The 21,444-nt window shown below is 64.9% G+C and carries 18 protein-coding genes and 1 tRNA gene; 10 read left to right on the top strand and 9 right to left on the bottom strand.

What is annotated here, in order from left to right; genetic code table 11:
- The first annotated feature begins 34 nt into the window (after nt 1–34).
- The 5 genes from AC5RU9_RS15035 (at nt 35) to AC5RU9_RS15015 (ending at nt 8,713) form a co-directional block, all read left to right on the top strand.
- Nucleotides 35–934, top strand: coding sequence for an NTP transferase domain-containing protein (locus AC5RU9_RS15035; protein ID WP_494017062.1), 900 nt, complete (start codon nt 35–37; stop codon nt 932–934).
- A complete protein-coding gene (locus tag AC5RU9_RS15030; protein ID WP_494017061.1) occupies nt 931–2,289 on the top strand; it encodes a molybdopterin molybdotransferase MoeA in 1,359 nt (452 codons plus the stop codon). Before AC5RU9_RS15035 ends, AC5RU9_RS15030 begins: the two co-directional genes overlap by 4 nt.
- 52 nt (nt 2,290–2,341) lie before the next feature.
- A complete protein-coding gene (locus tag AC5RU9_RS15025; protein WP_494017060.1) occupies nt 2,342–4,648 on the top strand; it encodes an FdhF/YdeP family oxidoreductase in 2,307 nt (768 codons plus the stop codon).
- A 1-nt stretch (nt 4,649) separates the two neighbouring features.
- Nucleotides 4,650–5,516, top strand: a complete 867-nt coding sequence (gene fdhD, locus AC5RU9_RS15020) for a formate dehydrogenase accessory sulfurtransferase FdhD (RefSeq protein ID WP_211712872.1) — start codon at nt 4,650–4,652, stop codon at nt 5,514–5,516.
- Between the two features lie 164 nt (nt 5,517–5,680).
- Nucleotides 5,681–8,713 carry an alpha-mannosidase gene (locus tag AC5RU9_RS15015; protein ID WP_494017059.1) on the top strand — a complete coding sequence of 1,011 codons (3,033 nt, stop codon included), beginning with the start codon at nt 5,681–5,683 and terminating at the stop codon, nt 8,711–8,713.
- Here the strand turns inward: AC5RU9_RS15015 and AC5RU9_RS15010 are convergent.
- From AC5RU9_RS15010 to AC5RU9_RS14990, 5 genes are all read right to left on the bottom strand, one after another.
- Nucleotides 8,710–9,510, bottom strand: a complete 801-nt coding sequence (locus AC5RU9_RS15010; RefSeq protein WP_211712874.1) for an amino acid ABC transporter ATP-binding protein — start codon at nt 9,508–9,510, stop codon at nt 8,710–8,712. The two genes, AC5RU9_RS15015 and AC5RU9_RS15010, sit on opposite strands and share 4 nt — an antisense overlap.
- A complete protein-coding gene (locus tag AC5RU9_RS15005) occupies nt 9,497–10,156 on the bottom strand; it encodes an amino acid ABC transporter permease (RefSeq protein ID WP_211712875.1) in 660 nt (219 codons plus the stop codon). The genes AC5RU9_RS15010 and AC5RU9_RS15005 overlap by 14 nt, the downstream gene beginning before the upstream one ends.
- Nucleotides 10,157–10,972, bottom strand: a complete 816-nt coding sequence (locus AC5RU9_RS15000) for an amino acid ABC transporter substrate-binding protein (protein ID WP_494017058.1) — start codon at nt 10,970–10,972, stop codon at nt 10,157–10,159.
- A gap of 239 nt (nt 10,973–11,211) precedes the next feature.
- Nucleotides 11,212–11,919, bottom strand: a complete 708-nt coding sequence (locus tag AC5RU9_RS14995) for a hypothetical protein (protein ID WP_494017057.1) — start codon at nt 11,917–11,919, stop codon at nt 11,212–11,214.
- On the bottom strand, nt 11,916–12,638 hold the full coding sequence (locus AC5RU9_RS14990; protein WP_494017056.1) for a hypothetical protein: 723 nt from the start codon (nt 12,636–12,638) through the stop codon (nt 11,916–11,918). The genes AC5RU9_RS14995 and AC5RU9_RS14990 overlap by 4 nt, the downstream gene beginning before the upstream one ends.
- Before the next feature lie 221 nt (nt 12,639–12,859).
- On the opposite strand from AC5RU9_RS14990, the gene AC5RU9_RS14985 reads away from it, so the two are divergent.
- Both AC5RU9_RS14985 and AC5RU9_RS14980 read left to right on the top strand, forming a co-directional pair.
- Nucleotides 12,860–14,521: an ABC-F family ATP-binding cassette domain-containing protein gene (locus tag AC5RU9_RS14985; protein ID WP_494017055.1), complete on the top strand. Its 1,662-nt coding sequence runs from the start codon at nt 12,860–12,862 to the stop codon at nt 14,519–14,521.
- 2 nt (nt 14,522–14,523) lie between these two features.
- Nucleotides 14,524–16,437: an ABC transporter ATP-binding protein gene (locus AC5RU9_RS14980; RefSeq protein WP_211712880.1), complete on the top strand. Its 1,914-nt coding sequence runs from the start codon at nt 14,524–14,526 to the stop codon at nt 16,435–16,437.
- Nucleotides 16,438–16,449: 12 nt separating this feature from the next.
- Here the strand turns inward: AC5RU9_RS14980 and AC5RU9_RS14975 are convergent, their stop codons facing one another.
- The 3 genes from AC5RU9_RS14975 to AC5RU9_RS14965 all read right to left on the bottom strand — a co-directional run bounded on the left by AC5RU9_RS14975 (nt 16,450) and on the right by AC5RU9_RS14965 (nt 17,362).
- Nucleotides 16,450–16,848, bottom strand: a complete 399-nt coding sequence (locus AC5RU9_RS14975) for an NUDIX hydrolase (protein ID WP_494017054.1) — start codon at nt 16,846–16,848, stop codon at nt 16,450–16,452.
- Nucleotides 16,845–17,288, bottom strand: a complete 444-nt coding sequence (locus AC5RU9_RS14970) for a DUF6314 family protein (RefSeq protein WP_494017053.1) — start codon at nt 17,286–17,288, stop codon at nt 16,845–16,847. The genes AC5RU9_RS14975 and AC5RU9_RS14970 overlap by 4 nt, the downstream gene beginning before the upstream one ends.
- A 1-nt stretch (nt 17,289) precedes the next feature.
- Nucleotides 17,290–17,362: transfer RNA gene (locus AC5RU9_RS14965), tRNA-Arg, on the bottom strand.
- A gap of 104 nt (nt 17,363–17,466) precedes the next feature.
- On the opposite strand from AC5RU9_RS14965, the gene AC5RU9_RS14960 reads away from it, so the two are divergent.
- Nucleotides 17,467–18,252, top strand: coding sequence for a DUF998 domain-containing protein (locus AC5RU9_RS14960; RefSeq protein ID WP_494017052.1), 786 nt, complete (start codon nt 17,467–17,469; stop codon nt 18,250–18,252).
- A 209-nt stretch (nt 18,253–18,461) separates the two neighbouring features.
- Here AC5RU9_RS14960 and AC5RU9_RS14955 read toward each other — a convergent pair whose 3' ends face one another.
- The gene (locus tag AC5RU9_RS14955) at nt 18,462–19,088 is read right to left on the bottom strand and encodes a hypothetical protein (RefSeq protein ID WP_494017051.1); all 627 of its coding nucleotides are present in this window, start codon (nt 19,086–19,088) and stop codon (nt 18,462–18,464) included.
- 33 nt (nt 19,089–19,121) lie between these two features.
- On the opposite strand from AC5RU9_RS14955, the gene AC5RU9_RS14950 reads away from it, so the two are divergent.
- Together AC5RU9_RS14950 and AC5RU9_RS14945 are read left to right on the top strand one after the other, a co-directional pair.
- A complete protein-coding gene (locus tag AC5RU9_RS14950; RefSeq protein WP_494017050.1) occupies nt 19,122–19,967 on the top strand; it encodes an inositol monophosphatase family protein in 846 nt (281 codons plus the stop codon).
- Between the two features lie 144 nt (nt 19,968–20,111).
- Nucleotides 20,112–21,428 carry a PVV-CTERM domain-containing choice-of-anchor G protein gene (locus AC5RU9_RS14945; RefSeq protein ID WP_494017049.1) on the top strand — a complete coding sequence of 439 codons (1,317 nt, stop codon included), beginning with the start codon at nt 20,112–20,114 and terminating at the stop codon, nt 21,426–21,428.
- Nucleotides 21,429–21,444 lie beyond the last annotated feature (16 nt).

Raw genomic sequence — 21,444 nt, 5'->3', positions numbered from 1 at the left:
GCCGGACTCCGCCCGCCCCGGGTAATCTGGGCGGATGGAGTTCAACGCCGTCGTCCTGGCGGGTGGCAGGGCCACCCGCCTCGGTGGCGTGCCCAAGCCGTCTTTGACGTACGACGGCGCCACCCTCCTTTCGCATGCCCTGCAGGCATCGCGCGGTGCAGCTGCGGTGGTTGTGGTGGGCCCCGACGGTTCAGACAATCCAGCGTCACAAGCAGGCTTCCTCCGTGCGCGGGAGGAGCCGCCATTCGCAGGGCCTGCTGCTGCGATCGCCGCTGGGCTGGCCGCACTGAGGGACCGGGCCTTGCCGTGCCCGTGGACGTTGGTGCTGGCTTGCGACATGCCACACGCTGCCCGCGGAGTCGGTGCCCTTCGGGCGGCGCTCGAGAGGCATCCGGAGGTGGAAGGTGCCATGGCGGTATCTGTTGACGGCCGTAAGCAGCCGTTGCTTGGGGTGTACAGCACCGCGGCCTTGGAACGTAAAGTGGCGGAAGCTTCGAGCGGTTCCGGGTTAACGGACTCTTCTGTGTTCCGGCTGCTTGCTAGGCTGAACCTGCTGGAGGTCGACGTCCCCGCCGGGGCCACGGATGATGTGGATACGTGGGAGGACGCCACGGCATTGGGCATTGACTACGACTTGGAGGCGGACGTGAAGAGCCAGGAAGAGACGCTCGAGGAATGGTGCCGCACACTGCTGCAGGCGTTCGAGTTGGAAGGCGTCGAAGTGGACGTCAATGAGGTCCTCGCAGTCGCCGGAGTAGCCGCGCATTCAGTAGTGCGGCCCGCTGCTCCCTTGACCACCTTCATAGCCGGGTACGCGGCCGGAATGGCCCGGGGGATCGGCCAGGCAAGCGACGACGCCTCCATGAACGCGGCATTGGACCTGGCCCGCAAGGTAGCCAAGGAATACGCGGAGACCGGGACTGACGCCGAATGACGGAGGCCCCCAGGGAGGGCCATCACGCGGCACACACGTGGCAGGAGGCTCGCAGCCGGGCATTCGAGGTTGCTGCACCCATCCCGCCCGGTCCGGTCCCGATCAGTTCCGCCATCGGCCGCACGTTGGCCTCGGACGTCCTGGCCGTACAGGACATGCCCCACTACGCGTCGTCGGCCATGGACGGCTGGGCCGTCAACGGCAGTGGTCCGTGGATTCTTAGCGAGCCAGGGCAGCGGCTGGCACCACACCAGGCAAGCCCCATCGTTACTGGTGGCCTGATACCGCCCGGAGCCAAAGCGGTGCTGCGCAGCGAGAGCGGCGACATCACCACGGACGACGACGGGCTGCCGATACTTGCGCTTGGCGGCAGGGCGAAGCCGGGGGAGCCACGCAACGGCCAACACATCCGCAGGGCCGGCGAAGAGGCCACGGAGGGGGAGGTCCTGCTCAAGGCCGGGACGGTGCTGAATCCGGCGCACATAGCGTTGGCGGCCCTTGCCGGACTGGACCACCTGAATGTGCTGGGCAAACCCCTGGTCCGGTTCCTCCTGACGGGTTCGGAGGTAGTTGTCCACGGTGTTCCAGGGCCGGGGCAGGTCCGGGACACCTTTGGCCCGCAACTGGGGGCCGTCGTGGAACTTTTGGGCGGCATCGCGGGCGAGCAGCTCAGGGTAGGCGACAGCTACGAGGAATGGTTGGCTGCCCTCCAGGACACGGATTTCCAGGACACGGAGCCGCTGCCTGGCGGACCTGACGTGGAAGCCGAGCCGCCAGCCGACGTCGTTATTACCACCGGTGGCACCGGGCGTTCGGGCACTGACCACTTCCGGAAGGCGGTGGCCGAGCTTGGTGGTGAGCTGCTGATTGATGGCATCGCCATGCGTCCGGGCCATCCGGCGGTGTTGGCCGAACTGCCGGACGGCCGCTTCGTGCTGGGACTGCCCGGAAACCCGCTCGCAGCGATGATGGCCTTGTTTACGGTGGGCGGGCCGCTGCTGGCGGCCTTGGGACACGGAAAACTCGAGGATGTGGCCGAGGTGCCCTGCGGCGCAATGATTGACGCGGATCCTGGCCGGACCCGCTTGATGCCCTTCAGGCTGATGTATGGCCTGGCGTCGCCGGCCCAGCATGCGGGTCCTGGGATGATGCGCGGCCTCGCAGCTGCGGATGGGGTCATGGTGGTCCCGCCGCACGGCGTACAGATGGGGGAATTGGTCCCCGCCTTCGCCCTGCCCTGGGGCAAGCCGCTGCCCGCACCCAAGCCGGCGGATGACAAGCCCCGCAAGGCACCGGCCAGGCCAGCGAAGAAGGCCCCTGCCGGTCCGGTGGACTGGAGTGCGCTGGACGCTTGAACGGCGCGTGCACTGTAGACCGGGTGTCCGGCCAAGATGCAATGATGGACTCATGAACAGGCACGCTCCCGAACAGGACATCAATGAAGATGACCTGCAGATCCACCCGCCCAAACGAGCCGCAGCCGGCGTCAAGGCCGTCACAGTGGCCCTTGAACGTGGCTATTCGCAAGCAGGGGTCACCCGCACGGTCCGCTCCATGCTGCGGGTCAACCAGCATGGCGGTTTCGACTGCCCGGGATGTGCGTGGCCGGAATCCATCACCGGCAGGCGAAGCCCGGCAGAGTTTTGCGAGAACGGCGCCAAGGCGATCGCCGAGGAAAGCACCACCAGGACAGTGGGCGCGCCTTTCTGGGCCGAGCACTCCATCAAGGACCTCGAAGGCAAGACCGAGTACTGGCTGGGGAGCCAGGGCCGGATTTCCGAGCCTGTGGTGATCAAGCCCGGTGACACCCACTATTCGCCCATCAGCTGGGCAGACGCTTTCGCCCTCATTGGGGAGCACATCAACGCCACCACGCCGGACAAGTGCGTGTTTTATACCTCTGGCCGCACCGCCAACGAGACCGCATTCATGTACCAGTTGTTCGCCAGAAGCCTTGGCACCAACAACCTCCCGGATTGTTCGAACATGTGCCATGAGTCCTCCGGCAGCGCACTGAACCCCACCATCGGAATCGGCAAGGGCACGGTGTCCCTGGAGGACATCCACCACGCGGAGCTGGTGTTGGTGGTTGGCCAGAACCCCGGAACGAACCACCCCCGGATGCTGTCAGCGCTGCGGGACTGCAAGAACAACGGCGGAAAGATCGTTGCCGTCAACCCGCTTCCCGAAGCGGGACTGTTGAACTTCAAGGACCCGCAGTCCCTCAACGGAGTGATCGGTGGCGGCACCACCATCGCCGACGAGTTCCTGCAGATCAAGGTGGGCGGAGACCTCGCACTGTTCCAGGCGCTGGGCCACCTGCTCCTGGAGGAGGAGAAACTCAACCCGGGGACCGTCGTCGACCATTCCTTTATCTCGCAGCAGACCGAAGGCTTCGCTGCCTACGCGGAGGCCCGGTCCGTGGTGGACTGGGATGAAACGGAGCGCGCCACCGGCCTGACCCGCGCGGAGATCACCAAGGCGGCGAAAATGATGGCTGCCTCCAAGGCGACCATCATTTGCTGGGCGCTGGGCCTGACCCAGCAGCCCCACTCGGTGGATACCTTGCGTGAAATCATCAACCTCCTGCTGCTCCAAGGGAACTTCGGCAAGCGGGGTGCCGGAGCCTGCCCGGTCCGCGGCCACTCGAACGTGCAGGGCGACCGCACCATGGGCATCTGGGAGAAGCCCAAGGAGTCGTTCCTTGCGGCCCTGGACGAGGAGTTCGGCTTCCGGATGCCGCGCGACCACGGCTATGACTCGGTGGAAACCCAGCACGCCCTCGAGAAGGGTGAAGTGGATGTCTTCGTGTCCATGGGCGGCAACTTCGCCGCGGCAGGTTCGGACACGGCAGCACTGGAAGAAGGCCTGAAACGTGCGGGGCTGACGGTCCACATTTCCACCAAGCCCAACCGTGCCCACGTGGTCCACGGCAAGACGTCCTTGATCCTGCCTACGCTGGGCCGTACCGACACCGACGACAAACACCCCACGGGTAAGCAGTTCCTCTCCGTGGAGGACTCCATGTCGGTCATCCACAAGACGCAGGGACGGCTGGAACCGGTCTCGGAGCACCTGCTCAGTGAACCGGTGATCGTAGCCCGCATGGCACAGGCAACCCTTGGGGATGACCATGGCGTGGACTGGCGGGCCATGGCGGAGGACTACGACGTGATCCGGGACCACATCTCGCGTGTCATTCCTGGATTTGAAGACTTCAACGCCCGGGTGCGCACCAAGAATGGTTTCGTCCTGCCCAACCCGCCCCGCGATACCCGTACCTTCGCCACCGACATCGGCAAGGGGCGCTTCAGCGTTCGTCCACTGGAGTATTTGGAAGCCCCCGCCGGCCACCTGATCCTGCAGACCGTGCGAAGCCACGACCAATACAACACCACGTTCTATGGGCTGGATGACCGTTACCGTGGAGTCTCGGAGGGCCGCCGCGTGATACTCGTCCATTCCGCTGACCTGGTGGAGCTTGGCTTCGAGGACCGTGACCTGGTGGACGTCATCTCCACCTTTGCCGGCTCGGAAAGGCGGGCCAACAAATTCCGGCTCGTCGAGTACCCGACAGCCAAGGGCTGCGCTGCCGCCTACTTCCCGGAAGCCAACGCACTGGTACATCGCGAGTTGGTGGCCAGGGAATCCAACACCCCGGGCTACAAAGCGATGACGGTGCGCTTCGTCCGGCACGAAAGCGAGGTGGCCTGACATGGGACGCGTAACCCAGCGCCGCAAGGTGCACAAGTTCGTCCTGGACGGCTCTCCCCAGGCGCTGGAGCACCCAGTCCGGTTCAAGGAAGACGTCCTGGCCGTGGAGGAGCCCCTGGAGATCCGGCTGGGCGACATGTCCTTCTCGGTGACCATGCGTACGCCGGGTGACGACTTTGATCTCGTCGCAGGATTCCTGGTGTCCGAGGGCATCATCTGGGAGCCTTCGCAGTTGATCTCCGAGCGGTTCTGCTCGGGGGAGGACGAGAACGGCGTGCAGACCTTCAACGTTGTTGACGCCCAGCTGCGCCCCGATGTGGTACGCCCGGACACCGGACGGAATGTGTACACCTCAAGCTCGTGCGGCATCTGTGGCACGGACTCCATCGAGGCGGTCCGCAAATCCTCGCACCACACGCCGCAGGAGGACGACGTCACCGTTCCGGTAGGCGTCCTTGCTGCCCTCCCGGACCGCCTCCGCGAGGCGCAGGCGGTTTTCGAGAAGACAGGCGGCGTCCATGCCGCCGGGCTGTTCAGGATTCACGACGACGGCACTTCAGAGCTGCTCTGCCTGCGGGAGGATGTGGGGCGCCACAACGCGGTGGACAAGGTGGTTGGCTGGGCTTTGCGTGCCGGCATGCTCCCGTTGCGGGGGACAGTGCTGCAGGTTTCGGGCAGGGCGTCCTTCGAGCTCGTCCAGAAGGCTGCGATGGCGGGCATACCCGTGCTGGCCGCAGTCAGTGCTCCATCCAGCCTCGCAGTGGAGTTGGCCGTGGAATCGGGCATCACCTTGGCGGGGTTCAGCCGGGGTTCCAGCCTCAATGTGTACGCGGGACGGGACCGGATTACGGGGGAGCCGGGTTCTTAAGGTCACCCTGTCGGTTCGCCGGTCACTTGGCTATTGAGCTGGAACAACGTAGATTTTATCCATCGAATGGAACCGTGGGTATCAGGAACAGGCGTTGAAAAACAGCCTGTGGGGAACCTGCCATCACGCCGTGTCCTTAAAGCCTACGCCCAAAGGGGAATTAATTGCACGACGACCGCCGGATCACTGAACAGCGTCTCGATCGATTTGTTCGGGAACGCATTCTTCCGGCCATCTATGGCAGGGCCATACCGTTGGACCTCAGCAGTTGGGATGCTCCTGGTGAGCCGGTGCCCGTCGCCGAGGCCATGCGCCAGCTATTCACCCCGCAGGAGCAGGGCGCCGCATGGGGCAAGGCCTGGAGCACCAAATGGCTGCGTTTGCAGGGCGAAGTGCCCCAGGACTGGGGAATGTCGGATTCCACCGAGGTGGAGATCATCGTGGATCTTGGGTTCAACAGCGATGTCCCCGGTTTCCAGTGCGAAGGTACCGCTTGGCGGGCGGACGGCAGCATCATCAAGGCGATCTCGCCCAGGAACTACCACGTTCCCCTGAAACTTCTTGGCGGCGGACACTCAGTGGACTTCTATGTGGAGGCCGCGGCCAACCCGGACGTAGCGCAGGGATGGTCCTTCGCGCCCACCCCGCTGGGGGACAAGGCGACCTCCGGTGACGAACCCCGTTACCGCCTGGGCCGGATCGCCATGGCGGAGCTGAACGAAACTGTGTGGGAACTCAACCAGGACATCTGGACCCTCAGCGGGCTGATGCATGAGCTGCCCACCGAGTTGCCCAGGCGCAACGAGGTCCTGCGCGCCCTGGAACGCATGCTGGACATCATGGACCCCGACGACGTCGCCGGTACCGCCGCCGCTGGCCGGGAAGCCCTCCGGGAGGTCCTCAGCAGGCCGGCGTATGCGTCCGCCCACCAACTCCTGGCCACAGGCCATGCACACATCGACTCGGCGTGGCTGTGGCCAGTCCGTGAGACCATCCGCAAATGTGCCCGGACTTTCTCCAACGTGGTGGCCCTGATGGACGAGGACCCGGACTTCGTCTTCTCCTGCTCCTCCGCCCAGCAGATGGCGTGGATGAAGGAGTACTTCCCCGAGCTCTTCGTCCGGATCAGGGAGAAGGTCAAAGCCGGACAGTTCGTTCCCGTCGGCGGTATGTGGGTGGAGTCCGACACGAACATGCCCGGTGGGGAGGCCATGGCACGCCAGTTCGTGGAGGGCAAGAGCTTCTTCCTGAAAGAGTTCGACGTCGAATGCCAGGAAGCATGGCTGCCGGATTCCTTCGGCTACTCCGGAGCGATCCCACAAATCGTCAAGGCCGCCGGATCACGTTGGTTCCTCACCCAAAAGATCTCCTGGAACAAGGTCAACAGGATGCCGCACCACACGTTCTCGTGGGAAGGGATCGACGGGACCAGGCTGTTCACGCACTTCCCTCCCGTTGACACCTACAACGCGGAGTTGCACGCCAGGGAGTTGGCCCATGCCGAGCGCAACTACCGCGACCACGGCCGCGGCACCATGTCGCTGGTGCCGTTCGGCTATGGCGACGGCGGTGGCGGGCCAACGCGCGAAATGGTCGCTGCCGCGCACCGCACCGCGGACCTGGAAGGATCGCCGAAGGTCCGAATGGGCACGGCCCGGGATTTCTTCACCAAAGCCGAGGCCGAGTACGCGAACCTGCCGGTATGGGTGGGGGAGATGTACCTGGAGATGCACCGTGGAACGTACACGAGCCAGGCCAAGACCAAGCGGGGAAACCGCCGCAGCGAGCACCTTCTCCGTGAGGCAGAGCTCTGGTGCTCCACGGCCGCCGTCCGCCTCGGCGCGGATTACGCGTACCCCTATGAGGAGCTCAAACGGCTCTGGCAGCTGGTCTTGCTGCAACAGTTCCACGACATCCTGCCCGGCAGTTCCATCGCCTGGGTCCACCAGGATGCGGAACGCAATTATGAGGCCATTGCGCGCGACCTTGAAGAGATCATCAGCGCCGCTGCGAAGGCCCTGGTGGGACCAGGCGGCACCGAGTACCTGCTCAATGCTGCCCCGCACGTGCGCGCCGGAGTCCTTGCTTTAGGTGTCGGTGCAGCAAGCACCCCGAGCCCGGCCGTGCAGGTCCAGGATGACACCGAAGGCTTCGTCCTGGACAACGGCGTCATCCGCGCCGTCCTGAATTCCGATGGCCTCATCACTTCGCTCGTGGACCATGCCAGCGGCCGTGAGGCCATCGCGCCGGGCCAGGCGGGCAACCTGCTGGAGCTGTTCAGGGACACCCCGAACGAGTGGGATGCCTGGGACATCGAGGAGTTCTATCGTCGAAACGTCACCCCGCTGACCCGGGCGGACAGCGCCGACCTCGAGCGCACCGCAGCGGGCGCCGTCGTGGTTGTCAAACGCAAGGTGGGCTCCTCCACCATCACGCAGCGCATCACGCTCGACGCCGGCTCGAAGTCACTGGGCATCGCCACCGCGGTGGACTGGCAGGAGCGCGAAAAGATGCTGAAGATCGCCTTCCCGCTGGACGTCCGTGCTGACCGGTCTGCGTCCGAGACACAGTTTGGGCACGTGTTCCGGCCCACCCACACGAACACTTCGTGGGAAGTGGCCAAGTTCGAAATCTGCGCCCACCGTTGGATTCACGTCGCCGAACCCGGATACGGGGTGGCGGTCAGCAACTCCTCCAGCTATGGCCACGACGTCACCAGGGCGGTCCGTGAGGACGGCGGAACGACGACGACGGTACGCACCTCGCTGCTGCGCTCCGCCCGTTTCCCGGACCCGGAAGCGGACCGGGGCGAACACACCCTTGAACTGTCCATCAGGCCCGGTGCAGGGATAGCTGACGCCGTGGAGGAGGGTTACCGCACCAACCTGGCGCCCCGGTACGTCACGGGCGGGCACGCCGTGGAGCCGCTGGTCTCAGTGACCAATCCGGCGATCGTGGTGGAGGCGGTCAAACTGGCTGAGGACGGATCGGGCGATGTGGTCGTCCGGCTCTACGAATCCTTGGGGGAGCGCTCGACCGGCAAGGTCGCACCCGGATTCCAGGCTCAAGGCGTCGCGGCCACGGACCTGTTGGAACGCCCCGTGGATGCCCCCGGCGTCGTGGTGCAGGAAGGCTCCGTGGTGGACCTGGTGCTCCGCCCGTTCCAGTTGGTGACCTTGCGCTTCAGCCGCGGCTAGACGTCGTGTTGTAGCCGTTTCACGAAGAGCTTGGTTCGTTCCTGCCGGGGTGCGCGCAGCACCTCGGCAGCAGGGCCGCGTTCCACCACGACACCGCCGTCCATGAAGATGACTTCGTCCGCCACATGCTGCGCGAAGGCCAGCTCATGGGTGACGATCACCATGGTCCACCCCTCTTCGGCGAGTTCCTTGATGACGCCTAGGACGTCACCCACGAGCTCCGGATCCAGGGCGGAGGTGGGTTCGTCGAACAGGAGGAGCTGGGGTTTCAGGGCAAGTGCCCGGACGATTCCGACGCGCTGCTGCTGGCCGCCCGAAAGCTCAAAGGGATAAGCGTCGCGCTTGTCGGCAAGACCCACGCGTTCCAGCAACCGTTCGGCCTCGGCGATGGCCTCGGCCTTGGGGCGCTTCTGGACCTGGACCGGCCCCTCAATGATGTTCTTCAGCACGGTCATGTGCGGGAACAGGTTGTAGTGCTGGAAGACCATGGCGCTGCGGTCGCGGAGGGCGGCCACTTCCTTCTTGCCCACTTTGGCCCCGAAATCGATGGCAAGCTCACCTGAGGCATCACCCTGGCCGAAGGTGACGGTGCCGCCGTCGGGAATTTCCAACCCGTTGAGCGAACGCAACACCGTGGTCTTACCCGAGCCTGAAGGCCCGATCAGGGCCACCACCTGGCCGCGGCGGATATCGATGTCGATGTCACGCAGTACCTGGTTGCTGCCAAAGGCCTTGGCGAGGTTCCTCGCCTCCAGTACCGGGGCGGCCTGCGGTTCCGGGGTATTAGTGGGCGACATAGCGGTCCAATCTCCTCTCAACGGCGGACTGCGCGGTGGAGAGGACCAGGCAGATAACCCAGTAGACCAAGGCTGCCTGCAGGTACAGGGCCATGAACTCCTGGCTGAAAGCGGCAATCTGCTGGGCATTGCGGAACAGTTCGGTGACCAGGATCAAGGATGCGAGGGACGTGTCTTTGACCAGGGAAATGAAGGTGTTGGACAACGGCGGGACGGACACCCTGGCGGCCTGGGGAAGGATGATGCGCAGCAGTGCCTGCGGGCGCGACATGCCGATGGTGTGTCCGGCCTCCCACTGGCCTTTAGGCACCGAGAGGATGGCCGCGCGGATGATTTCGGCAGCGTAGCCGCCCACGTTCAGGGAGAAGGCAATGATCGCACTGGGCCATGGATCCAGCTTGACGCCGATGCTGGGCAGGCCGTAAAAGATCACGAAAAGCTGCACCAGCAGGGGAGTACCGCGAATGACTGAGACGTAGAAGCGACCGATCCCGGACAGGACCACGTTGGGGCTCAGCCGCAGCAGGGCGACCAACAGGGCCAGCACCAGGCCAAAAGCGAAGGACGCGAGCGTGAGGGGGATGGTCCCCGTCACGGCCCCTGTAATCAGGGGACCGAAGGAGCTCCAGATGAGGTCCCAGTTCATCTATTTGGTGACGTCCGCGCCGAAGTACTTGGTGGAGATCTTCGCCAGGGTTCCGTCGGACTGGAGATCGGCGAGGGCCTTACTCACGGCCGTGCTGAGTTCCGTGGATCCCTTGCGGAAAACGAAGGCGCTCTCGGTCTTGTCCGGCGCCTCAGCTGCGACCTTCAAACCGGAGTCGGGGGTGGTCTTCGCGTAATCGAGGTAGGTGAGCTTGTCGTTCACCGTGGCATCCACGCGTCCCTGCTGAACGAGCGTGGCCGACTGGGCCCACCCCTCAACTGCCTGGACGTTCGCGCCGGCTTCGACAGCCATCTTGTAGAAGTTGCTGGTCAGCGACTGGGCGGTGGTTTTGCCCTTGAGGTCGGCGAAGCTGTTGATGCTGTTGTTATCGGACTTGGTGACCACCACGCCGGTGGACACGGTGTACGGCGTGGAGAACTCGTACTTGGCCTTGCGTTCGTCATTGATGGAGATCTGGTTCGCGATGGTATCGAAGCGCTTGGCTTCCAGGCCCGCGAAGATGCCATCGAACTGGGTTTCCTGGAACGTTGCCTTCACGCCAAGCTTGTCGGCCACTGCCCGTGCGATCTCGACATCGAACCCTGTCAGGTCCCCGGCGCCCTCGGCATGGAAAGTGAACGGGCGGTAGGTGCCTTCGGTGGCGATAACCAGCTCGCCTTTGGACTTCACGTCCGAGAGGGAGGTGTCTCCGCCGGACTGGGCAGGAGTGGACCCGCCACCGCAGGCGGAAAGTGCGAGGGCGACCGAGGCCAGGGTGGCAGCGAGGACTGTGCGGCGGGTGCGAAGGCTGTTCATGGTGCCATCTTAGCCATCACGCGGGACCCGGCTTGGTGGATGCCCGGTGGGGGCGGCGATTTGGCCGTTAAAAAGGCTGAGTGGGGGCGGTCCCCAACAGCCCGCCACCACTCATCCCCCCAATTGTGATCCGGTGGGCGCCACATCCACCGGAAACCCGTTCTCTGATTCCGGTGTCAGGCTGCAGCCGCTTTCACACATTCATGATTGTGCCACGATCTAATGCTTTTGTGAAAGTCTTACGCCAAGAGTCGTTGTTTTCTACGGGCGTAAGCCTTCGAAAACCAGATTCCGGCCAGCCCGATGCACGTGGCCATGGCCGCCGAGTAGTTGATGAGCACCCGCAGCCAGGCCTCTGAAAACGGAATCAGCGGAAAGAACTGGGAGAGCAGCAGCAGGCAGAGACCCAGGAGCAGGAACCCGGAAGCCACACGCAGCAGCACGGGAGCCGTGCTGGCCACCGTCCGCCAGATCGCAGGCACCAAGCAAGCGGCAACAAACCCGGGATACAGCCGGCCCATGGCCGCATAGCCGTCCAGCGAAGGCCCCCACGTGAGCCCGCTCATGCCGGCCGAGGAACCCCGCGTGTCCGTGATGGCGAAGAAGTAGATGGTCAAGGCTCCCACCAGCACCGCCGCGGTGATACCGATGGGTCCGCGGATTGCGCGCACGGCCGATGCTGATCCGAACGCCATGGCGATCTTGATGCCCATGAAGTAGAACGTGGCATACAGGAGGAAGCGCAGCACCAGGTTGCCGATGTTCATCCCGCCAAGCCAGCCGTCAATGACCAGGTACGGCGCTTCGATGCTGATGAAAATGCTCAGCGTGATCAACGAGAAGATGTAGAAAACATCCCTGTTCTCGCCGCGCAACGCGCTGGGGATTCGTGCGAGGGTTATCGCGAGGCAAACAACCAGCGTGACCCAGGGCAGGACAGCCGTCATCCGAGGTTCTCCCAAATTCTTTCAGTACGTTCGTGGTCTTGTTCTTGGCGGCGCAGAGTCTTACCGAGCGCCAGGAGCCGTTCGCCGGCCAAGGTCACCAGTGAACTCTGCGTCATGGCGTCCAAGGCTTTCCTGCGGGCATCCGGCGGCCAACCCGCCTCCGCTTCGGTGATGAGCCCGCCGGCCACCAGCCCTCCCGCGGGCCCCACCCCGGCAGCACGCGACGTTGCTACAGCGAGTTCGGGCGGAAGCCTGTTGGCTGTCAGGTGGGCCGAAAAGTTCTGCGGAGCGATCCCGGTGGCGACACTGACGCGGTGCCGCAACTCGCCGTCGTCGATCGCGTCCACCCAGTTCCGCACGGACGTGGGGTGCGGCGGCTCCGAAAGGTGCGGGGCAGGGTCGGAACCCGGTTCGCTGCGCTCCACCACGGCCCGCAATAAATCGATGGTGGCCACTTGGCTCACAAGTTCGCAGGGCGTCGGCGGAACGGGGTCGCCACGAAGCTCCGAGTAGAGGTCGAAAGTGGAGAGCGCCTGCACGGGATTGATATGGAAGCCGCGGCTGATGCTGACCAGGGTGGATTCTGCCACCTTGCCGCGAACCAGCTGCTGGGCAAGGGTTGTCCTCTTGATGCCGGCGATCCTGCAGACGTCTGCAGTGCTGGCATCGGGCGCAACGCCGTGAAGCCAGCGCTGGAACGCCTTGGACTGTAAGGGCATGTGGAACTTTCAGGAACGTGTCGCAGGGGCAGCCCGGTTTCGCTCATCGGGCAACCGGAAGTGGGAGTACGAATCGATTTTACGCTGACGCCACATTGAATTATGCTTGATGATTGAACCCGTTGGTCCGTACACCCCCCAAGTCCGGACCAACGGGTTTTTCCATGCCTGCGGGAATCGCAGCCTGATTCCCTGCGTTTCCTTGCTGGAGGATAGACACAATGACTGCAACCTTGGTGGCCAAGGATCTTGCCGGTGGTCACGGCCACCGCACCCTTTTTTCGAAACTTTCCCTCACCGTAGCGCCCGGCGACGTCGTTGGCGTGGTGGGAGCGAACGGCGCGGGCAAATCGACGCTGCTGCGCATCCTGGCCGGTGTCGACCAGCCGCAGGAGGGAACCGTCAGCCTAGCGCCGTCGGACGCCTTCGTGGGCTGGTTGCCGCAGGAACATGAACGCACGGAAGGCGAGACCATCGCCGCGTACATTGCCCGCAGGACAGGCTGCGCCAAGGCCACAACGGAGATGGAGTCCACCGCTGAAGCGCTCGGATCCGGTGCTCCAGGAGCCGACGACGCCTACTCCCTGGCGTTCGACCGTTGGATGGCGTCCGGGGCCGCAGACCTCGAAGACCGCATCCCGGCCGTCCTGGCCGACCTCGGCTTGGAACTGGGTACCGATGCGCTCATGACGGGGCTCTCCGGCGGACAGGCGGCCCGCGTGGCATTGGCCGCGCTGCTGCTCAGCCGCTTCGACGTGGTTTTGCTGGACGAACCCACCAACGACCTTGATCTGGACGGCCTGGCCCGGCTTGAGTCGTTTGTCCAGGGCCTGCGCGGCGGCGTGGTACTGGTCTCCCACGACCGCGAATTCCTGGCCCGGTGCGTAACGGCCGTGGTGGAGCTGGACCTCGCACAGAATTCCGTCGCCGTATACGACGGCGGCTACGAGGCTTTCCTGGAAGAACGCGACATTGCCAAACGCCATGCCCGCGAACGCTACGAGGATTTCGCAAACACCAAGGCGGACCTCGTTTCCCGCGCCCGCACGCAGCGTGAATGGAGCTCCCAGGGCGTCCGGAACGCCATGAAGAAGAACCCGGACAACGACAAGATCCGTCGTGCCGCCAGCACCGAATCCTCCGAGAAGCAGGCCCAGAAAGTCCGTCAAATGGAGTCCCGCATCGCCCGCCTCACCGAGGTGGAGGAGCCCCGCAAGGAGTGGCAGCTGCAGTTTAGCATCGGCCAGGCGCCCCGCTCAAGTGCCGTCGTCGCCACCCTGCGCAACGTCGTCGCGCGCCAAGGCGACTTCACGCTCGGACCGGTAAGCCTCCAGCTCAACGGTGGTGAGCGCATCGGCATCACCGGACCCAACGGTGCCGGCAAGTCCACACTGCTCAGGCTGCTGCTGGGAACACAGCAACCGGACGACGGCGACGCTTCCATGGGTGCCTCGGTGGCCGTCGGCGAGATTGACCAAGCCCGCGGACTGCTCGACGGCGGCAGCAACCTTGGGGACGCGGTTGAAGCTGTGCTGGTGGACTGGAATGCGGCGGACGTCCGCACGCTCCTGGCCAAGTTCGGCCTGAAGGCCGACCACACTTCCCGGACAGTGGATTCGTTGTCACCGGGGGAGCGGACCCGTGCCGCGCTCGCATTGCTGCAGGCCCGCGGCGTGAACCTGCTGGTGCTTGACGAGCCCACCAACCATCTGGACCTCCCCGCGATCGAGCAGCTTGAAGAGGCGCTGGAAAACTACGAAGGCGCACTCTTGCTGGTCACCCACGACCGCCGCTTGCTGGAAAACGTACGGCTCGATTCGCGCTGGCACGTGGACAACGGCCACGTCCGGGAGCTCCATCACACCCCAAGCCAGGAGAAGTAACCATGAGCATGGACCGCGTGGCCTGGAGCTCGCTGTACAACATCACCACCGCCAAGTCAGGCTCCAAGCCGTTCTCGAAGGAAACGCTAAAACGGGTGATGGCTTTTGCCGCCCCGCACAAGGGCAAGCTCATTGCCTTCGTCATCGCGTCGATCGCGGGAGCGTTCCTGGCTGTCGCAACTCCGGTCCTTGCGGGCCAGGTGGTTGATGCCATCATCGCCAACGCCGGGGTAGGAACGGTTATCTGGTTGGCCGTCCTCATCGCGATCGTGGCCGTGGGCGAAGCAGGCGTAGGCCTGCTGACGCGCTGGTTGTCATCGATCATTGGCGAAGGCGTCATCGTAGACCTGCGCACCCGGGTCTTTGACCATGTGCAGCGCATGCCCATCGCGTTCTTCACCCGGACCCGGACGGGTGCGCTGGTGAGCCGCCTGAACAACGACGTCATCGGGGCCCAGTCTGCCTTCGCGGGCACCTTGTCCGGCGTAGTCAGCAACGTGGTGGCTTTGGCCCTGACACTGGCAGTCATGCTCAATACTTCGTGGCTGGTCACTGTGCTGGCCATGGTGCTGCTGCCAATCTTCCTGATTCCTGCACGGCGCATGGGTTCCAAGCTGGCGGACCTCCGCCGTGAAGCTGCCGCCCACAACGCCGCCATGGGAACCCAGATGACGGAAAGGTTCTCCGCGCCCGGCGCCACTTTGGTGAAGCTGTTTGGCCGGCCGGATGAAGAGTCCCGTGAATTCGCCGACCGCGCGGGACGCGTCCGGGACATCGGTATCCGCACAGCAATGCTGCAGTTCACGTTCGTCACGGCGCTGACATTGGTTTCGGCGTTGGCCCTGGCCTTGGTCTACGGTCTGGGCGGCTGGCTGGCCCTCGGCGGCCAGCTGGCTCCGGGCGACGTTGTGGTCCTGGCGCTCCTGCTGACCCGGCTGTACGCTCCGCTGACGGCCCTGTCCAACGCGCGCGTGGAAATCATGAGTGCTTTGGTCAGCTTTGAGCGCGTTTTCGAAATCCTGGACCTGGAGCCCCTCATCACCGAGAAGCCGGACGCGGTTTCCGTGCCTGCTGGCCCGGTGGCGGTGGAGTTCGACAACGTCCGTTTCTCCTACCCGTCGGCGGACAAAGTTTCCCTGGCCTCCCTTGAAGAGGTGTCCACGTTGGACACCCGGGGCGGCGAGGAAGTCCTGCACGGCGTCAGTTTCCGGGTAGAGCCCGGCCAGACGGTGGCCTTGGTGGGTTCCTCCGGGGCGGGCAAGTCCACGGTGGCACAGTTGCTCTCCCGGTTGTACGACGTCGATTCCGGTGCTGTCCGGTTGGGCGGCCAGGCCCCCGGGACAGGCGTGGACGTCCGTGACGTCCGCTTCGATTCCCTGCGTGACACCCTGGGCATGGTCACCCAGGACGGTCACCTGTTCCACGAAACCATTGCCTCCAACCTTCGCCTTGCCCGCCCCGACGCCACCGAAGAGGACATGTGGGACGTACTCAAGCGGGCCCGCCTGGAAACAATGATCCGCTCCCTGCCCGACGGCCTGGAGACGGTAGTGGGAGAGCGGGGCTACCGGCTCTCCGGCGGCGAACGGCAGCGGCTCACCATTGCCCGGCTGCTCATCAAGCAGCCGCGCGTCGTCATCCTCGATGAGGCAACGGCCGCGCTGGACTCCACCAACGAAGCCGCCGTCCAGGCGGCCTTGGGCGAGGCGCTTGAGGGACGTACCGCCGTCGTTATTGCGCACCGGCTGTCCACCATCCGCGCCGCCGACGCCATTTTGGTGGTTGAGGACGGCAGGATCGTGGAGCGCGGTACGCATGCCGAGCTGCTGGCCGCCGACGGACGCTACGCCGAGCTGTACCAAACCCAGTTCGCGGAAGCCACGGCGGTAGCCCAGGAAGCAGTCCCGGAGTTGTAACGCCTCCCGCACCTACCGGGGTGCGGTGAGGGCCGGCAGCACGTGGTCGGTCAGGAGTGGGGCAAGGTCCCCGGGCAGCGGCGCATGGAGGTCCAGCCAGCGGATCTCGGCGATCTCCGCGGAAGGGTGTGCCAGCCAGGTGCCGGGGGCTGTGAACACGGTGGCTTCAATGGTGGTTTCAGCCTCGTTGGCGGCCGTAGCCAGCCAAACACCCACGGGTTGGAGCTCTTCGGGCGGCACGTCGATCCCGACTTCCTCCAACAGCTCACGGGAAGCAGCCTGGGCCGCGGTTTCGCCGGCTTCGGGCTTGCCACCGGGGTGCATGAATTTGTCCGTTCCGCGCTTCCGGACGGTAAGGAGGTGCCCGGCTTCGTTGTAGACGCAGACTGCGCTGACAATGATCAGGTTCATTTTTGCCTCTTCAAATGCGATTCGAGCAGCAGATCCTTCGCAGGACCACGGACATCCCAGGCGAAACTGAACGAATCCGGCCCTTCGTAGGTGTAACTGACGCGGTAATCGTCGGGATCGCACCAGTGCTCGTCCTCATGGCCCTGCTCGGAGAAGCTCATGACGTGGAAGGCCCGCCCGTCGGGAAAGAAAACGTCCATTGACTCCGGACCGGCCCCGGGCCTGAGGATGTATTCGCGAAATGCCGCGCCCGAATGGGTGGGCCAGTGCATGGTTCCGTCTTCACGGTAGTCCAGCCCGCCGTCGGCGTTCCCGCTGTAACGCACGACGCCGGTAAAGGTACCGCGGGTGCCGGTAGCCCGGTCAAGGAGGGTCCGCTCCACGTTCCAGCTGCCGGCCAGGTAGGCCCGCAGGTCCGGGGTGGGCTGCTGGTAGTTCAAGTGCCCTCGATTGGAATCGAACCAACGACACCGGCTTTAGGAGAGCCGTGCTCTATCCACTGAGCTACGAGGGCCTGTGTCCACGGCATGAAACCCATTGCTGGAGCTCAGGGCCCGGACACGACTACAAGCATACAAGCTGCCAGGGCAGTGCCTGAACACGGCTAGGCTGGCGACCATGAAAGGGCACCTGACCACAGCGGCTCCAGCCGGATCGTTCCTACCCGACGTGCGAAGCGTCCGCGCAAACATCGGAGGCTGGGCGCAGCTCAGCGTAGTCCAGTACTTCGTGGCCGAGGCCGCGGTAATCCAGGCCTGGGCTGGTCCCGAGCCCTACAGCAGGGCAACCGGGTACATCAGCGACCTCGGCGCGGTGTCCTGCGGTATCTACGAGGACAGGTCGGTGTGCTCGCCGTTGCATCTGCTTATGAACGCCTCGTTTGTGGTGCAAGGCCTGGGGCTGGTCCTTGGTGCACTGTTCCTCACCGCCGGGCTGCTGTGCGTCGCGGCGCGTCCGGGCATGCCTGCCCGGCGATTCCGGGACGCACCCAACACCCCAGCTCCCGTTCGGGTGCTCACGGTCCCGTGGCTCCTGGCGGTCGGTGTTCGCGTCCTGACCGGGGTGGCTGGTGTGGGAACAGTGTTGGTGGGCCTGGTGCCAGAGGACCTGGATTCGCCGTGGCACTTCGCCGGGGCGCTCATGTTTTTCATTGGGGGAGGGTTTGCCCTGATCCTGCTTGCCGTGCTGTGGTTCCGGCAGACCCCGGTGAGTTGGTTCCTCGGCGCGTGCGGCCTGGTCTGTATCGGTGCGCTCACTATTGGCGGGATCACCGGAATGCATGTGCCCCAGCCCGGCACCCTGGAGCGGTTGATGGGCTACCCCGTCACCGTTGGATTGGCAGCGGCGGGCCTGGTGATCGCCCAACGGGTGCAGCGGCATCGCAGGGAGATCAAGGCAGGGTGAGGTGGCCTGGGCCCGGGACTTCGCACCCTTTTCCGCCGAGCGCACCCGTCATCCCTGGTGCGCTGGGCGGGTAGTGGTGCGCCCCTCGCGAAGAGGTGGTGCGCCGGGCGGGTAGGGGTGCGCCTCTCGTGAACAGGTGGTGCGCTGGGCGGGTAGTGGTGCGCCGCTCGCGAACAAGTGGTGCGCTGGGCGGGTAGGAGCACGGAAAATCAGGCGGTCTTTGCGCCCTTCCGCCCCAGGAACACGGCAGCCACGCCGCAGAGGAGACTGACCAGGAACAGCACCCACGACGCGATGGTGAGGCCGGAAGCCAAAGCCACGGCACCGGCGTCGGGCGTTTCGGCGGCCAGCATGGAATCGATGGCCACGTTGGACCACAGGTGGGCCACTGCGAACAGCAACGGAGCGGCACACATGGCCCAGCGCCAGGACTTGCGGGCCACGTTGGTGCCGATCAGCAACAGCCAGCTGAAGCCGAAAATCAGGGGGAACAACGTGCCGGCGGTCTTGTGGACGTAGTTCAACTGGCCGCGCGCGGACTCGTCCATCGCGGCGCGAAGCTGCGCCACGTACTCCTGCGAGAACCCGCCGATCAGCGAGTCCGGCATGGCCAGGCCACCGGAGAGCTGCGTCATCTGGTTCAGGGTCAGCAGGTGCAGGTACCAGAACAGGAACAGGCTGGCCACGACGCCCGCGATCACAATGAGCTTGGAGTTGCTCTGGGCCTTCTGCGGGGTGCGCTGGGTGGTGGTGTTGATCACGGGAGGCAGCGAGTGATCGGGAACCACTGCCTTTGCTCCGTGCTTCTTGATGCGCTGCGCTGGTGTCTTGGCCATGTCATTCATTATCCCGCCACATAAGCTGGACCCATGACCACCGGCAGGCACACCGCAACTGAACTCGATCCAGCACTCGACGATTACCAACTGGCCAGCGCCCTGGTCCGCGAAGCAGGCCAACTGGCGCTGCTCATGCGGATGGGCGGCCTGCAGGGGGAACGGAAGACGTCGGTGTCCGACGTCGTCACGGCAGCCGACCACGCGGCCGAGGCTTACGTCCTGGAACAGTTGCGGCGCTGCCGCCCGGAAGACGGCATCCTGGGCGAGGAAGGCGCATCGGTGACCGGCACCAGCGGCCGGACCTGGGTGATCGACCCCGTGGACGGAACCTACAACTTCCTGCACGGCTCCACCTATTGGTGCTCGGCCATTGCCCTGAAGCGTGACGATTCGGACCACGGTGGCAACCCCGTGGTGGACCCCGAGGTGTTGCTCGGCGCCATCTACCAGCCCGAACTGGACAAGCTGTGGCTGGGCGGACAGGAACAGGCCGCCACGCTGAACGGCGATCCCATTTCAGGTTCCGGGGACCGCGCGGTGGGCGAGATCTGCGCCGCAACCTACATCCACCCCACGTGGCTGGCCGATCCACGCACGGCCATGCCCTGGCACGCCGCAGCCATCACGGCAGCGTCGCTGCGCATGTTCGGTTCAGGTTCCTGCGACCTCGGCCGCGTCGCCGACGGCGAACTCGGGTGCTGGTTCCAGCACAGCTGCCCCGAATGGGACTGGCTCCCCGGCAAGGCGATCGTCCGTGCGGCCGGCGGGGACACCGCCGTCGTGAAGGTCAACGGAATGAACTGGTTCGTCGCTGGAGGCTCGACGGCGGTCCGCGACTTAAGCGCGGCCCTCGCCTCTGTTCCCCAGTTCGCCTAGGGGCCCGAAAGCGGCGTTAACCCCTTCGGGTACCACCGCGAACTGCCACCGTTTGCCCTTGTTACTTTGCACCGGGGGGCGACTGCCCCCACGGTCTCAGCTGCAGAACAGCCCTGTCCTGCAGCGTTCGCAAGGGGGAAGTACTTGAACAGCAAGAGCAAGCTGTGGCCCACAGCCGTCGGCGTTACCGCCGTCTCGGCTTTGGCCATCGGCCTCGTCGCCGCACCCGCGGCAAATGCAGCACCCACTGACGTGATTTCGCTCGGCAGTGGACAGATCATCGATGGTTCCGTCCTGGCCATCCCGAACTTCGCCAACCTCGCCGCTAATGGCGCAGCAACCGCCCAGCAGATCGGCACTCCGCCCACCGGTCCGGCGGTTATCGAGAACAGCGACCCGCTCGACCTCAGCGCCGTGTTCGGCGTCGTCAACGTCGGCGCGGGCAACATTCCGCTGCTGCAGAACAACGGCATCATCCAGGTTGGCGCGGTCAGCCAGTACGGCAAGGCCGTCAACGACGGCTCCTCGGAAGCCTTCTCCGGCACCGTAAGCGGCGCCCCCGGACTGGTCACGCTGCCCGCGGGCCTCCCAACCTCGGGCGACCCGTCCATCCCCGCGGCCCGCATCACGGCCGGTACCGCCGCCATCCTCGGTGGCACCGACCTGGTGAACCTCAACCTGGACATCACCACCCTTGCCGCAGCAGCCAAGAAGGACCAAGGCGCTGCACCGCAGGGTGCCTACGCCGTCGCAGGCGTCTCGGCGAACGTTGGCGGCACCTTGGTGGGCGGCGTCTCCACAGCACTCACTCCGTTGCTTAACACCGCCAACGTGGCCTTGTCCGCTGTTGGCCTGCCCATCACCAACCCGCTTGCCAGCGGCGTCATCGAGATCACCGAGGCTGACCTGTTGGCTGCGGCCGGTGTCGCGGACCTGAACTCGCTGCCTGCCGGGACCGACCTCGTCTCCTTCCTGCCGGCTGCCGTGTCCACCAAGATCCAGAGCATCCTGGCCACCACCCTGTCCAGCACCCGCGCCGCGGTTCAGGCATTGCCTGACACCCTCCCGCCGCTCGGCCTGCCGAACGTCGCCAAGACCACGGCCCTGCTTGCAGTCACCACCCTGGAAACGGCAGTCAACGGTTTGGTAGGGGGCCTGGCCACAAGCCTGGTCACTCCTTTGGGCAACGCATTGACGGCCCTGGTTTCGGCCAAGGTCAACGTCCAGGAAACAGCTCCGTCGGGTGCCTTCACCCAGCGCGCCCTGCAGGTTGGTATTGCCGGTGGCTCCATTGCCACCGTCAACCTCGCCAGCGCCACAGTTGGTCCCAACCTGGACGCAGCGGCCATCCCGCTGGTCAACACCGACACCATGGCCATCAGCGGTGGCGTTGCACTCCTGGCACTGCTCACCTGGCTGTTCGTCCGCTCGCGCCGCCAGACTGCGGTAGCTGCTGCCTGATCGCTGTGAGCGCATC

The organism is Arthrobacter sp. B0316-5-4 (assembly GCF_059090325.1).
Note: the sequence above shows the minus strand (reverse complement) of the source record. Positions and strands in the feature narration are given on the sequence as shown.